This is a genomic window from Rhizobium sp. PK7-22 (genome assembly GCF_056530405.1).
Genome location: NZ_CP096514.1, coordinates 2,211,819 through 2,224,141, shown reverse-complemented (window position 1 = coordinate 2,224,141; position 12,323 = coordinate 2,211,819). Strand labels below are relative to the sequence as shown.

Below are 12,323 nucleotides of genomic sequence, written 5' to 3'. Positions count from 1 at the left end.
TCCGCCTGCAGTCTAATGGTTAGTACTGGTCTTCGTAACGCTTGGCGAGGTCTTCGATGTTTTCCGGCGGCCAGGCGGGAACTTCCATACCGAGATGGAGGCCCATGGATGCCAGAACTTCCTTGATCTCGTTCAGCGACTTGCGACCGAAATTCGGAGTGCGCAGCATTTCCGCCTCGGTCTTCTGGATGAGATCGCCGATGTAGACGATGTTGTCGTTCTTCAGGCAGTTCGCGGACCGGACCGAAAGTTCCAGTTCGTCGACCTTCTTGAGGAGCGCCGGGTTGAACGCCAGTTCGGTGACCGACTCCTCTTCGGCTTCCTTCTGCGGCTCGTCGAAGTTGACGAAAACCGAGAGCTGGTCCTGGAGGATACGGGCAGCGAAGGCAACCGCATCTTCGCCGGTGACCGAGCCATCGGTCTCGATGGTCATGGTCAGCTTGTCGTAGTCGAGAACCTGGCCTTCGCGGGTGTTTTCCACCTTGTAGGACACTTTCTTGACCGGCGAGTAGAGGCTGTCGACCGGGATAAGACCGATCGGAGCGTCTTCAGCACGGTTGCGATCGGCAGGAACATAGCCCTTGCCGTTGTTGACCGTGAATTCCATGCGGATTTCCGCGCCCTCATCGAGGGTGCAGATGACGTGGTCGGGGTTCAGGATCTCGATGTCGCCGACCGTCTGAATGTCGCCGGCGGTGACGGAACCTGGACCCTGCTTGCGCACAACCATGCGCTTTGCGTCGTCGCCATCCATCTTGATGGCGATTTCCTTGATGTTGAGCACGATGTCCGTCACATCTTCCCGGACGCCCGGGATGGAGGAGAATTCGTGCAGGACGCCGTCGATCTGGACGGCGGTAACAGCAGCACCGCGCAGCGACGACAAAAGCACCCGGCGCAGAGCGTTGCCGAGCGTCAAGCCGAAGCCCCGCTCAAGCGGTTCTGCGACGAGGTTCACCTTCGTGCGGCCGGACGAGGTGAACTCCACCTTGTTCGGCTTGATCAGTTCCTGCCAGTTCTTCTGGATCATGTTTTAAACCTTCCGTTCGTTGCCACCATCCAATCGTGGCAACCGAGCATGAGAAGCACCGAGCGAGACAATGCCCTTCGGCGGTACGGCAAAACCGCCAGACTTCGCGAACGAAGTGAGGCGGCATTACTCAAGTTCAATGCAGCCTGGCTGAACCGCCGGCGCATCCGCTGATTAGACGCGGCGCTTCTTGCGCGGACGGCAACCATTGTGCGGGATCGGGGTCACGTCACGGATCGAGGTGATCATGAAGCCAGCGGCCTGCAGAGCGCGCAGAGCCGACTCACGACCGGAACCTGGGCCGCAAACTTCGACTTCCAGCGACTTCATGCCATGTTCCTGGGCCTTCTTGGCGCAGTCTTCAGCAGCGATCTGGGCGGCGAACGGGGTCGACTTGCGCGAACCCTTGAAACCCTTCGCGCCAGCAGACGACCAGGCAATGGCATTGCCCTGCGCGTCAGTGATGGTGATCATGGTGTTGTTGAAGGTCGAATTGACGTGGGCAACGCCCGACGTGATATTTTTGCGTTCGCGACGGCGGACGCGTGTGGCTTCCTTGGCCATGGTCTTCCTTTCGTTGATCTCGTCACCGCCGTAGTTCCAGCGGCTCCACCGGAGCCAGGCTTGCGCCCGGCACCAAACTTAAAAAGAGGCCAGCGAGCGAGCGCCAGCCTCTCCCACCCGGAGAACCGGGAAATTACTTCTTCTTACCGGCAATCGCCTTTGCCGGACCCTTGCGGGTGCGGGCATTGGTGTGCGTGCGCTGACCACGGACCGGAAGGCCGCGACGGTGGCGCAGGCCACGGTAGCAACCAAGGTCCATCAGACGCTTGATGTTCATCGAGGTCTCGCGACGAAGGTCGCCTTCGACCTGGTAATCGCGGTCGATGGTTTCGCGGATCTGCAGAACTTCTGCGTCCGTCAGCTGATGAACGCGACGTTCAGCCGGAATACCGACCTTCTCGACGATTTCCTGTGCGAATTTTGCCCCGATCCCGTGAATATACGTCAACGCGATAACAACGCGCTTCGCAGTCGGGATGTTGACGCCAGCGATACGTGCCACGCCTATTCTCCTTGCGTTCCAGTTGCCATCCGGCAAGTGGTACTTCTTCCATGAGAGCAGCCGCGATGCGACCGCCAGTTCGAACGATTATCCGGAACAGTCAAACGACCGGACCCGGACACCCTTATCGGGAAATCCGCACCGATCGCATATGATGTCGCGAGTTGGCGCGGGGTTTAGCGGAATCAGTCGAAAATAGCAACCGACCCCGCCAAGATTCTTTAACAAGCCGCCGCCCCTCTCAGAGAGCGGCGAGGATGTTCTCTATGTCTGCCGTCACGACATCCATATCCGCCATGCCGTCTACGGTCTGCAAGCTGCCCTTGGCGTAGTAGTAGCCGATCAGCGGCGAGGTTTCCTTGTAGTAGACCTCGAGACGATGGGTCATCGTCTCGGCATTGTCGTCCGGGCGGCGCTTGAAATGGGTGGAACCGCATTTGTCGCAGACGCCTTCGACAGCAGGCTTCTTGTCGCTGTCATGATAGACCGCCCCGCACTGTGCGCAGGAGTAGCGACCGGACACGCGACGAACCAGTTCCTTGTCGTCGACCTTCAGCTCGATGATGGCCGACAATTCCTGACCCTTGTCCTTCAGCATCTTCTCGGTGGCATCCGCCTGGACGAGCGTCCTGGGAAAACCATCGAGAATGAAGCCATTGGCACAGTCGGGCTGGTCGATTCGCTCGGACACGATGGCGATGACGATGTCATCGGAGACCAGCTTACCGGCGTCCATGACTTCCTTGGCGCGCTTGCCGACGTCCGTCTGTGCCACCACAGCCGCCCGCAGCATGTCGCCGGTGGATAGCTGCGGAATTCCGTGCTTGTCCACGATCCGCTGGGCCTGGGTCCCCTTGCCCGCGCCCGGCGGTCCCAAAAGTATCAGTCTCATCGTCCCCTCTTTCCTCCACGCAGTTTCGACTTCTTGATCAACCCCTCGTACTGCTGAGCAATCAGGTGACCCTGGATCTGTGCGACCGTATCAAGGGTTACACTGACCACGATCAAAAGCGAAGTACCACCAAGGGCTAATGGCACCCCAGTCCGGGCGATCAACAGCTCAGGCAGGATGCAGACGAAGACGAGGTAGACCGCGCCGATCACGGTGATTCGGGTGAGAACGTAGTCGATGTAGTCGGCGGTCCGCTCGCCCGGTCGAATGCCCAGGATGAAGCCGCCATGTTTCTTCAGGTTATCGGCGGTGTCCTTCGGATTGAAGACGATCGCCGTATAGAAGAAAGCGAAGAAGGCAATCAGCATGCCGTAGAGCACCATGAACGCAGGCTGACCGTGGCCAAGTGCGGCGATCACCGTCGTTGCCCAGCTTGGAAGCTCGGCACTGTTTGCGAAACCTGCAGCCGTCGCCGGCAGAAGAAGAAGCGAGGATGCAAAGATCGCCGGGATCACGCCTGCGGTGTTGAGCTTCAGCGGCAGATGCGAAGTGTCGCCCTGGAACATGCGGTTGCCCACCTGGCGCTTCGGATACTGGATCAGAAGCCTGCGCTGGGCGCGCTCGACGAAGACGATCAGGGTGATGACGCCGATGGCCACCAGAATCACCAGAAGGATCAGCGCGGTCGACAGTGCGCCCGTCCGTCCGAGTTCCAGCGTGCCTGCAAATGCCGTCGGCAAGCCTGCAGCGATGCCGGCAAAGATGATCAGCGAGATGCCGTTGCCGATGCCGCGGGCGGTGATCTGCTCACCAAGCCACATCAGGAACATGGTGCCGCCCAGAAGCGTGACGACCGTGGTGATCCGGAAGAACCAGCCGGGATCAAGAACCAGACCGTTGCCGCTCTCCAGACCTGCGGCAATGCCATAGGCCTGCAGCGTGCCGAGCAGAACGGTGCCGTAACGGGTGTACTGGTTGATGACCTTGCGGCCCTGTTCGCCTTCCTTCTTCAACGCTTCGAGCGAGGGGACGACCGACGTCATCAGCTGCACGATGATCGACGCGGAGATATAGGGCATGATGCCGAGCGCGAAGATCGCCATGCGCTCGACGGCGCCGCCGGCAAACATGTTGAAGAGGCCGAGAATACCGCCTGCCTGGCCGCTGAAGGCCTGAGCGTAGGCTTCCGGATTTAGTCCGGGCAGCGGGATATGCGTTCCCAGCCGGTAGACCAGGAGGGCTGCCAGCGTAAACCACAGCCGCTTCTTGAGATCCTCCGCCTTAGCGAAGGTCGAAAAATTGAGATTGGAGGCAAGTTGTTCCGCTGCAGAAGCCATGCATTTCTCCGCCTGACCAATTCCGGCGGCGGGAAGGCGCCAAGCCCGGAAAGCAGTCTGAATTCAGTTTATGAAAACGGGCGGGGAGCGCGGGACGCAACCAGTGCCTCACCCTGTTTTCCGTATGGTTCCGGAAAGCGCGACCGTAGCGGCCGGTCCCAGAATCGTGAGGCTCACATATGGGAGCAAAATCGCCCGGTGTGAAGCACGCCGGGCGATTTATACGGCTTATTCGGCAGCAGGTGCTGCCGGAAGCTTGATGGTGCTGCCGGACTTCTCGATCTTCTCGACGGCAGCCTTGGAGGCGCCGGCGGCTTCGATCGTGACCTTGGCAGTCAGTTCACCGTCCGACAGGATGCGGACGCCGTCCCGCGGGCGACGGATCACGCCGGCAGCCTTCAGGGCTGCGGCGTCGATCGTTGCCTTGGGGTCGAGCTTCTCGGCATCGATCGCCGTCTGGATACGACCGAGCGACACGGTCACGAAATCCGACGAGAAGATGTTGTTGAAGCCGCGCTTGGGCAGACGACGATAGATCGGCATCTGGCCGCCTTCGAAGCCGTTGACGGACACGCCGGAGCGAGCCTTCTGGCCCTTCACGCCGCGACCACCGGTCTTGCCCGTGCCCGAACCGATACCGCGACCAACGCGCTTACGGTTCTTGGTCGAACCTTCGTTGTCTTTGAGTTCATTCAGTTTCATGATGACTTCCCCCGTCTCACTTCTCGTCGACGACGCGAACGAGATGCTGGACAGCACGGATCATGCCACGAACCGAAGGAGTATCCTCCAGGGTGCTGACCCGGTGCATCTTGTTGAGGCCGAGACCGATCAGCGTTGCACGCTGTACAGCCGGGCGGCGGATGGGGCTACCGATCTGCTCGACCGTAACCGTCTTGTTGGCTTCTGCCTGAGTGGCTTTTTTGGCCATGATCGCTCTCCTTATTCTTCCGAAGCAATGCCGGAAGCGGCGCGGCGAGCCTGAAGCGTAGCATACTTGAGGCCACGCTGAGCTGCGACGTCCTTCGGATGCACCTGATGCTTCAGAGCGTCGAAAGTGGCGCGAACCATGTTGTACGGGTTCGACGAACCGGTCGACTTCGCAACAACGTCACTGACGCCGAGCGTTTCGAAGACGGCGCGCATCGGGCCACCAGCGATGATGCCGGTACCGGCCTTGGCGGCACGCAGCAGAACCTTGCCGGCGCCGTGGCGGCCGTTGAGGTCGTGGTGCAGCGTACGGCCGTCGCGCAGCGGTACGAAGATCAGGTCGCGCTTGGCGGACTCGGTTGCCTTGCGGATGGCTTCCGGCACTTCGCGTGCCTTGCCGTGACCGAAGCCAACGCGGCCCTTCTGGTCGCCGACGACGACGAGAGCAGCGAAGCCGAAACGACGGCCGCCCTTGACGACCTTGGCGACGCGGTTGATCGCGACCAACTTGTCGACGAATTCGCTATCGCGATCGTCGCGGTTCTGGCGATCGTCGCGAGAACCTCTTCTTTCTTGTGCCATTGTCCTTTTCCTTTTTCTTTTCCGGGTGCAACGGGCGATTTCGGGAGCCAACCACCCACCGGGCGGGACGACTGATGATGACGGTTGAACCGTCTTTCGCCCGGCCACCCCTCAACGAGGCGGCCGGGCGAAAATTCTTAGAAGCTCAGTCCGCCTTCGCGGGCGGCTTCTGCCAGGGCCTTGATGCGGCCGTGATAGATGAAGGCGCCGCGATCGAACACGACTTCCGTTACACCGGCCTTGGTCGCCCGCTCCGCCACCAGCTTGCCGACGGCGGACGCTGCTTCAACGTCAGCGCCGGTCTTGAGCTTCGAGCGCAGATCCGTGTCGAGCGTGGAGGCGGCTGCAAGCGTGCGGCCGGCCACGTCGTCAATGACCTGGACATAGATGTTCTTCGACGAGCGATGAACCGACAGGCGCGGACGGCCGTTGGCAACCGCCTTAATCTGGCGGCGCACGCGGCTCGCGCGCTTTGCAAGTGCTTGTTTCCTGCTAGCCATATCGCGTGATCCTTACTTCTTCTTGCCTTCCTTGCGGATGATCCGTTCCTCGGCGTACTTGACGCCCTTGCCCTTGTAGGGCTCCGGACCGCGGTATTCGCGGATTTCCGCTGCAACCTGACCGACCTGCTGCTTGTTAATGCCGGTGACGATGATTTCCGTCGGCTTCGGCACGGCAATCGAAATCCCCTGCGGGGGTTCGTAGACGACGTCATGGCTGAAACCGAGTGCCAGTTGCAGGTTCTTGCCCTGCAGAGCGGCACGGTAACCGACGCCGTTGATCTCAAGCTTGCGCTCGAAACCGTCTTTCACGCCCTTGAAGATGTTTTCAATCATCGTCCGGGACATGCCCCACTTGGAGCGGGCGTCCTTGCTGTCGTTGACCGGGGTCACCGACACGCCGTCGTCTTTGTATTCAACCTTCACTTCGTCGTTTGCAACGAAGAAAAGTTCACCCTTCGGGCCCTTGGCAGTCACTCTCTGGCCATCAACCGAGGCCGTAACTCCAGCAGGAACCGGAACGGGCTTCTTACCGATACGAGACATTTTGTTGTCCTGTCTGTTCGCTATGGAGATCCCTGCCCTGTCTTAGAAGACAGAGCAAAGAACCTCGCCACCAACGTTCTGTTCGCGAGCCTGGTGATCGGCCATCACACCCTTCGGAGTCGAAAGGATGGTGATGCCGAGGCCGTTCGCGACCTGCGGAATGGACTTCACCGAGACATAAACTCGGCGGCCCGGCTTGGACACGCGGCCGATCTCACGGATCACCGACGCGCCTTCGTAGTACTTCAGCTCGATTTCGATCTCGGACTTGCCGTTACCGTAATCGGTCTGGGAATAGCCGCGGATGTAGCCTTCAGCCTGGAGCACGTCGAGAACGCGTGCGCGCAGTCTGGAGGCAGGCGTCGTCACCGAAGTCTTGCGGCGAGCGGCACCATTGCGGATGCGGGTGAGCATATCGCCCAACGGATCAGTCATGGTCATCTAACTGTCTCCTTACCAGCTCGACTTGACGATACCCGGCACTTTGCCGGAATTGCCCAGCTCACGAAGCGCGATACGCGACATCTTGAGCTTGCGATAGAATGCGCGCGGACGGCCAGTGACTTCGCAACGGTTACGGATGCGGGTCTTGGAGCCATCGCGCGGCAGCGAGGCAAGAGTCAGTGTTGCCTGGAAGCGCTCTTCGATCGAGAGCCCCTGGTTCATGATGGTTGCCTTCAAGGTCGCACGCTTTGCAGCCTGGGTGGCAACTGTCTTGCGGCGGCGCTTGTTCTTTTCAACTGCGCTAGTCTTCGCCATATCGAAGTTCCTTTTCTACGCTCGTCGTTACGGTTACTGACGGAACGGGAAGTTGAACTCTCTGAGGAGAGCCCGGGCTTCGTCGTCGGCCTTGGCCGTCGTGCAAACGATGATGTCCATGCCCCACATCTGATCAACCTTGTCGTAGTTGATCTCAGGGAACACGATGTGTTCCTTGATGCCCATGGCGAAGTTGCCACGGCCGTCAAAGCTCTTCGGGTTCAGGCCGCGAAAGTCGCGAACGCGCGGAAGCGCGATGTTGATCAGGCGGTCGAGGAATTCGTACATGCGTGCGCCGCGCAGGGTAACCTTGGCGCCGATCGGCATGCCTTCGCGGACCTTGAAGCCAGCGATGGAGTTGCGTGCCTTGGTGATCACGGCCTTCTGGCCGGAGATCGCGGCAAGATCCGCCGCAGCAACGGTGGGCTTCTTGGAATCGGCAGTTGCCTCGCCCACGCCCATGTTGATGACGATCTTCTCGAGCTTGGGGATCATCATCTCGTTGGCGAAGGAAAACTCTTCCTTCAGCGCACCGCGGATGCGGGATACATATTCCGTCTTGAGCCGCGGCTCATACTTCGCCTCAGCCATCGATCAGATCTCCCGTACGCTTGGCAACTCGCACCTTCTTCCCGTCGACAACCTGGAAGCCGACGCGGGTCGGCTTGCCATCCTTCGCGGCAACCGCGAGGTTCGACAGGTGAATGGATGCTTCCTTGTTGATGATGCCGGCTTCCTGCGTCTGCGTCTGACGCTGGTGGCGCTTCACCATGTTGATACCGCGCACGAGTGCGCGATCTTCCTTCGGCATAACCTGGAGGACTTCGCCGGTACGGCCCTTGTCCTTGCCGGTCAATACGACGACACTGTCGCCCTTGCGGATCTTCTGCATCGGTATCGCTCCCTTACAGTACTTCTGGAGCCAGCGAGATGATCTTCATGTGGTTCTTGGCGCGAAGTTCGCGCGGAACCGGTCCGAAGATACGGGTACCGATCGGCTCTTTCTTGTTATCGATTAGCACCGCCGCGTTGTTGTCGAAGCGGATGACGCTGCCGTCGGCGCGACGAATGTCCTTGGCGGTACGCACAACCACCGCCTTCATCACATCGCCCTTCTTCACGCGGCCACGCGGAATAGCTTCCTTGATCGAGACGACGATGACGTCGCCGACCGAGGCGTACTTGCGCTTGGAGCCGCCCAGCACCTTGATGCACATGACACGACGTGCGCCGGAATTATCCGCCACGTCGAGGTTTGTTTGCATCTGAATCATTTCAGGTCGCCTTTTTCTAATGACCGGAACGACCGGGCGCGCGAACGCCCCGATCCGGCTTATGGACAGAATTTCATTGTGCGCGGGACGGATCTTGCCAAGGTGGTTTCCTCAAAAGGACCTTCCCTGCGCTCAAAGCAAAAGAACGCTCGTTGCCGAGCGTCCTGCGCCGATGGCGTGCTTCATACAGAAATCTACGCCAGAAGCAAGAGCCTGGCGCAAATGACTGCAATTAAGCGTGGGCGGAAATCACCGTCCAGCACTTATCCTTGGAAATCGGGGCGCATTCCTGGATGGAAACCACGTCACCGACCTTGTACTGATTGTTCTCGTCGTGCGCCTTGTACTTCTTGGAACGGCGGACCGTCTTCTGAAGCAGCGGGTGCGCGAATCGGCGCTCGATGCGGACAACAACGGTCTTCTCGTTCTTGTCGGAAACTACGACGCCCTGCAGAATGCGTTTCGGCATATTGTTCTTCCTTTAGGCCTTTGCTTCTGCCGCCTTCTGGCGGGCAATGGTTTTGACGCGGGCGATGTCCTTGCGGACTTCATTGACGCGCGAGGACTTCTCGAGCTGTCCGGTGGCCTTCTGGAAGCGCAGGTTGAACTGCTCCTTCTTGAGGTCGGCGAGCTTGTCCTTGAGCTGGTCGGCCGTGAGGCCGCGAACTTCTTCGGCTTTCATCGTGCCTTCTCCTTACTCTGCGATGCGCTGAACGAAGCGCGTCTTCACCGAGAGCTTGGCGGAGCCGAGACGAAGCGCCTCACGGGCAATCTCCTCGGACACACCATCGATCTCGAACATCATCCGGCCGGGCTTGACCTTGCAAGCCCAGTATTCGACCGAACCCTTACCCTTACCCATGCGGACTTCCGTCGGCTTGGCTGTGACCGGAACGTCCGGGAAGACGCGGATCCACACACGGCCGGCGCGCTTCATGTAGCGCGTGATGGCACGACGAGCGGCTTCGATCTCGCGAGCGTTGACGCGGTTAGGCTCCTGAGCCTTGAGGCCGAATTCACCGAAGGCCAGATCAAATCCGCCCTTGGCAACGCCCTTGATCCGTCCCTTGAACTGCTTCCGGAACTTTGTACGCTTTGGCTGCAACATTTTCTTACTTCTCCGAGCTTATCTTTCGCCAGCGCTAATCAAGCATTTTCGCGACGACGATCGCCACGGTCGCCACGATCACCACGGCTTGCGGGACCCTGTGCGTCACCTTCGAGAGCGCGGCGTTCGGAAGCCATCGGATCGTGCTCAAGGATTTCGCCCTTGAAGATCCAGACCTTGATGCCGCAGATACCGAATGCGGTTTCGGCTTCCGCCGTCCCGTAATCGATGTCGGCGCGCAGCGTGTGAAGCGGCACGCGGCCTTCACGATACCATTCGGTACGGGCGATTTCTGCACCGCCGAGACGGCCGGCGCAGGTGATCCTGATGCCTTCGGCACCCAGACGCATCGCTGACTGGACGGCACGCTTCATCGCACGACGGAAGGCGATACGGCGCTCGAGCTGCTGGGCAATGCCCTGGGCAACCAGAGTGGCGTCGACTTCGGGCTTGCGCACTTCAACGATGTTGAGATGCGTTTCCGAATTCGTCATCGTCGAGATCTTCTTGCGAAGCTTCTCGATGTCTGCGCCCTTCTTGCCGATGATCAGGCCCGGACGTGCCGAGTGGATCGTGACGCGGCACTTCTTGTGCGGACGCTCGATGACCACCTTGGCGATACCGGCCTGCTTCAGCTCGGACATCAGATAGGCGCGGATCTTCAGATCCTCGTGCAGCAGCTTGCCGTATTCGGCATTGTCGGCGAACCAACGGCTGTCCCAGGTGCGGTTAATGCCGAGGCGGAAACCGATTGGATTGATTTTCTGACCCATTATGCGGCCTCCCCTTTTTCCTCGACTTCGCGCACGACGATCGTGAGGTGCGCGAAAGGCTTCTCAATGCGAGAAGCGCGGCCGCGACCGCGAGCGTGGAAGCGCTTCATGACGATCGACTTGCCGACGTAGGCTTCCGATACGATCAGGGAGTCGACGTCGAGGTCATGGTTGTTCTCGGCGTTGGCGATGGCGGACTCGAGAGTCTTCCTCACCGTGCCGGCGATACGCTTGCGAGAGAACTCGAGGTCTGCGAGCGCGCGTTCGACCTTCTTGCCACGGATCATGGCGGCAACCAGGTTGAGCTTCTGCGGGCTGACGCGGATGGTGCGAGCAACTGCCTGCGCCTCGTTGTCCTTCAGCCGGCGTTCGGTCTTTGCCTTCGCCATGGTTACTTCCTCTTCGCCTTCTTGTCCGCGCCGTGACCATAGTAGGTACGCGTGGGCGAGAACTCACCGAACTTGTGACCGACCATGTCTTCGTTGACGCTGACCGGGATGTGCTTGCTGCCGTTGTAGACGCCGAACGTCAGACCGACGAACTGCGGCAGGATGGTGGAACGGCGGCTCCACATCTTGATCACTTCGCTCCGTCCGCCTTCACGAACCTTCTCAGCCTTCTTGAGAAGATAGCCGTCAACAAACGGGCCTTTCCATACTGAACGAGCCATTCCTGACTACCTCTCTTACTTCTTGCGCTGGTGGCGCGAACGCATGATGAACTTGTCGGTCGACTTGTTCGAACGTGTCCGCTTGCCCTTGGTTGGCTTGCCCCACGGGCTGACTGGGTGACGACCACCCGAAGTGCGGCCTTCACCACCGCCGTGCGGGTGGTCGACGGGGTTCATGACGACACCGCGGTTATGCGGGGTCTTGCCGCGCCAGCGGGTACGACCGGCCTTGCCGTCGTTGATGTTGCCGTGGTCCGGGTTCGACACCGCGCCGACAGTGGCGAGGCACGAGCCTGGTACGAGACGCTGCTCGCCCGAGTTCAGGCGAAGGATGGCCATGCCCTGGTCACGACCGACCAGCTGCACGTAGGTGCCGGCCGAACGCGCGATCTGACCGCCCTTGCCAGGCTTCATCTCGACGTTGTGAACGATCGAGCCAACCGGGACGTACTGCAGAGGCATGGTGTTGCCCGGCTTTACATCGACGGCCTTGTCGGAGGCAATGACCTTGTCGCCGGCAGCAAGGCGCTGCGGAGCGAGGATGTATGCCAGTTCACCGTCTTCATACTTGATGAGGGCGATGAATGCGGTGCGGTTCGGATCGTATTCCAGACGCTCGACCGTGCCTTCAACGTTGAACTTGCGACGCTTGAAGTCGATCAGGCGATAGGTACGCTTGTGACCGCCGCCGATGAAGCGGGCGGTGATGCGACCAAGGTTGTTACGACCGCCGCTCTTGGAGAGACCTTCCGTCAGCGCCTTGACCGGCTTGCCCTTGTGAAGGCCAGACCGGTCGACGATGACCAGCTGGCGCTGGCTCGGAGACGTCGGATTGTAGCTTTTCAATGCCATTTTT

22 protein-coding genes are annotated in these 12,323 nt (G+C 60.0%); all 22 read right to left on the bottom strand.

The window, feature by feature from the left end; all coding sequences use genetic code 11:
• Window positions 1-19: 19 nt before the first annotated feature.
• The 22 genes from M1E10_RS15610 to rplB all read right to left on the bottom strand — a co-directional run bounded on the left by M1E10_RS15610 (window position 20) and on the right by rplB (window position 12,319).
• Window positions 20-1,030 carry a DNA-directed RNA polymerase subunit alpha gene (locus M1E10_RS15610; RefSeq protein WP_029620146.1) on the bottom strand — a complete coding sequence of 337 codons (1,011 nt, stop codon included), beginning with the start codon at window positions 1,028-1,030 and terminating at the stop codon, window positions 20-22.
• A 174-nt stretch (window positions 1,031-1,204) separates the two neighbouring features.
• Window positions 1,205-1,594, bottom strand: coding sequence for a 30S ribosomal protein S11 (rpsK, locus tag M1E10_RS15605; protein ID WP_007766864.1), 390 nt, complete (start codon window positions 1,592-1,594; stop codon window positions 1,205-1,207).
• A gap of 133 nt (window positions 1,595-1,727) precedes the next feature.
• Complete coding sequence (gene rpsM, locus M1E10_RS15600; RefSeq protein ID WP_499173748.1) at window positions 1,728-2,096, bottom strand: 30S ribosomal protein S13; 369 nt, start codon at window positions 2,094-2,096, stop codon at window positions 1,728-1,730.
• 241 nt (window positions 2,097-2,337) lie between these two features.
• A complete protein-coding gene (locus tag M1E10_RS15595; protein WP_499173747.1) occupies window positions 2,338-2,988 on the bottom strand; it encodes a nucleoside monophosphate kinase in 651 nt (216 codons plus the stop codon).
• Entirely contained in the window at window positions 2,985-4,325 is a 1,341-nt protein-coding gene (secY, locus tag M1E10_RS15590; protein WP_499173746.1) for a preprotein translocase subunit SecY, read from the bottom strand. The genes M1E10_RS15595 and secY overlap by 4 nt, the downstream gene beginning before the upstream one ends.
• A 228-nt stretch (window positions 4,326-4,553) precedes the next feature.
• Window positions 4,554-5,027, bottom strand: a complete 474-nt coding sequence (gene rplO, locus M1E10_RS15585; protein ID WP_499173745.1) for a large ribosomal subunit protein uL15 — start codon at window positions 5,025-5,027, stop codon at window positions 4,554-4,556.
• 16 nt (window positions 5,028-5,043) lie between these two features.
• A complete protein-coding gene (gene rpmD, locus M1E10_RS15580) occupies window positions 5,044-5,256 on the bottom strand; it encodes a 50S ribosomal protein L30 (RefSeq protein WP_029620141.1) in 213 nt (70 codons plus the stop codon).
• 11 nt (window positions 5,257-5,267) lie between these two features.
• Window positions 5,268-5,837, bottom strand: a complete 570-nt coding sequence (gene rpsE, locus M1E10_RS15575) for a 30S ribosomal protein S5 (RefSeq protein ID WP_499173744.1) — start codon at window positions 5,835-5,837, stop codon at window positions 5,268-5,270.
• A gap of 137 nt (window positions 5,838-5,974) precedes the next feature.
• A complete protein-coding gene (rplR, locus tag M1E10_RS15570; RefSeq protein WP_499173743.1) occupies window positions 5,975-6,337 on the bottom strand; it encodes a 50S ribosomal protein L18 in 363 nt (120 codons plus the stop codon).
• A gap of 12 nt (window positions 6,338-6,349) precedes the next feature.
• The gene (gene rplF / locus M1E10_RS15565; protein ID WP_499173742.1) at window positions 6,350-6,883 is read right to left on the bottom strand and encodes a 50S ribosomal protein L6; all 534 of its coding nucleotides are present in this window, start codon (window positions 6,881-6,883) and stop codon (window positions 6,350-6,352) included.
• 42 nt (window positions 6,884-6,925) lie between these two features.
• Window positions 6,926-7,324, bottom strand: a complete 399-nt coding sequence (rpsH, locus tag M1E10_RS15560; RefSeq protein WP_029620137.1) for a 30S ribosomal protein S8 — start codon at window positions 7,322-7,324, stop codon at window positions 6,926-6,928.
• Between the two features lie 12 nt (window positions 7,325-7,336).
• A complete protein-coding gene (gene rpsN / locus M1E10_RS15555; RefSeq protein WP_499173741.1) occupies window positions 7,337-7,642 on the bottom strand; it encodes an uS14 family ribosomal protein in 306 nt (101 codons plus the stop codon).
• A gap of 33 nt (window positions 7,643-7,675) precedes the next feature.
• The gene (gene rplE, locus M1E10_RS15550; RefSeq protein WP_037112439.1) at window positions 7,676-8,233 is read right to left on the bottom strand and encodes a 50S ribosomal protein L5; all 558 of its coding nucleotides are present in this window, start codon (window positions 8,231-8,233) and stop codon (window positions 7,676-7,678) included.
• Window positions 8,226-8,534: a 50S ribosomal protein L24 gene (gene rplX, locus M1E10_RS15545; RefSeq protein ID WP_499173740.1), complete on the bottom strand. Its 309-nt coding sequence runs from the start codon at window positions 8,532-8,534 to the stop codon at window positions 8,226-8,228. Before rplX ends, rplE begins: the two co-directional genes overlap by 8 nt.
• Window positions 8,535-8,547: 13 nt before the next feature.
• A complete protein-coding gene (rplN, locus tag M1E10_RS15540; protein WP_029620133.1) occupies window positions 8,548-8,916 on the bottom strand; it encodes a 50S ribosomal protein L14 in 369 nt (122 codons plus the stop codon).
• 232 nt (window positions 8,917-9,148) lie between these two features.
• Window positions 9,149-9,385, bottom strand: a complete 237-nt coding sequence (rpsQ, locus tag M1E10_RS15535; RefSeq protein WP_499173739.1) for a small ribosomal subunit protein uS17 — start codon at window positions 9,383-9,385, stop codon at window positions 9,149-9,151.
• Window positions 9,386-9,397: 12 nt separating this feature from the next.
• Window positions 9,398-9,598 (bottom strand): 50S ribosomal protein L29, encoded by a 201-nt coding sequence (gene rpmC / locus M1E10_RS15530; protein WP_016553554.1) that lies wholly within the window; start codon window positions 9,596-9,598, stop codon window positions 9,398-9,400.
• 12 nt (window positions 9,599-9,610) lie between these two features.
• Window positions 9,611-10,024, bottom strand: coding sequence for a 50S ribosomal protein L16 (gene rplP, locus M1E10_RS15525; RefSeq protein WP_029620131.1), 414 nt, complete (start codon window positions 10,022-10,024; stop codon window positions 9,611-9,613).
• Between the two features lie 38 nt (window positions 10,025-10,062).
• Entirely contained in the window at window positions 10,063-10,797 is a 735-nt protein-coding gene (gene rpsC, locus M1E10_RS15520) for a 30S ribosomal protein S3 (RefSeq protein WP_029620130.1), read from the bottom strand.
• Window positions 10,797-11,186, bottom strand: coding sequence for a 50S ribosomal protein L22 (gene rplV / locus M1E10_RS15515; RefSeq protein WP_037112434.1), 390 nt, complete (start codon window positions 11,184-11,186; stop codon window positions 10,797-10,799). Before rplV ends, rpsC begins: the two co-directional genes overlap by 1 nt.
• Before the next feature lie 2 nt (window positions 11,187-11,188).
• Window positions 11,189-11,467, bottom strand: coding sequence for a 30S ribosomal protein S19 (gene rpsS / locus M1E10_RS15510; protein ID WP_112643018.1), 279 nt, complete (start codon window positions 11,465-11,467; stop codon window positions 11,189-11,191).
• Window positions 11,468-11,482: 15 nt separating this feature from the next.
• Entirely contained in the window at window positions 11,483-12,319 is an 837-nt protein-coding gene (gene rplB / locus M1E10_RS15505; RefSeq protein WP_499173738.1) for a large ribosomal subunit protein uL2, read from the bottom strand.
• Window positions 12,320-12,323: the final 4 nt, after the last annotated feature.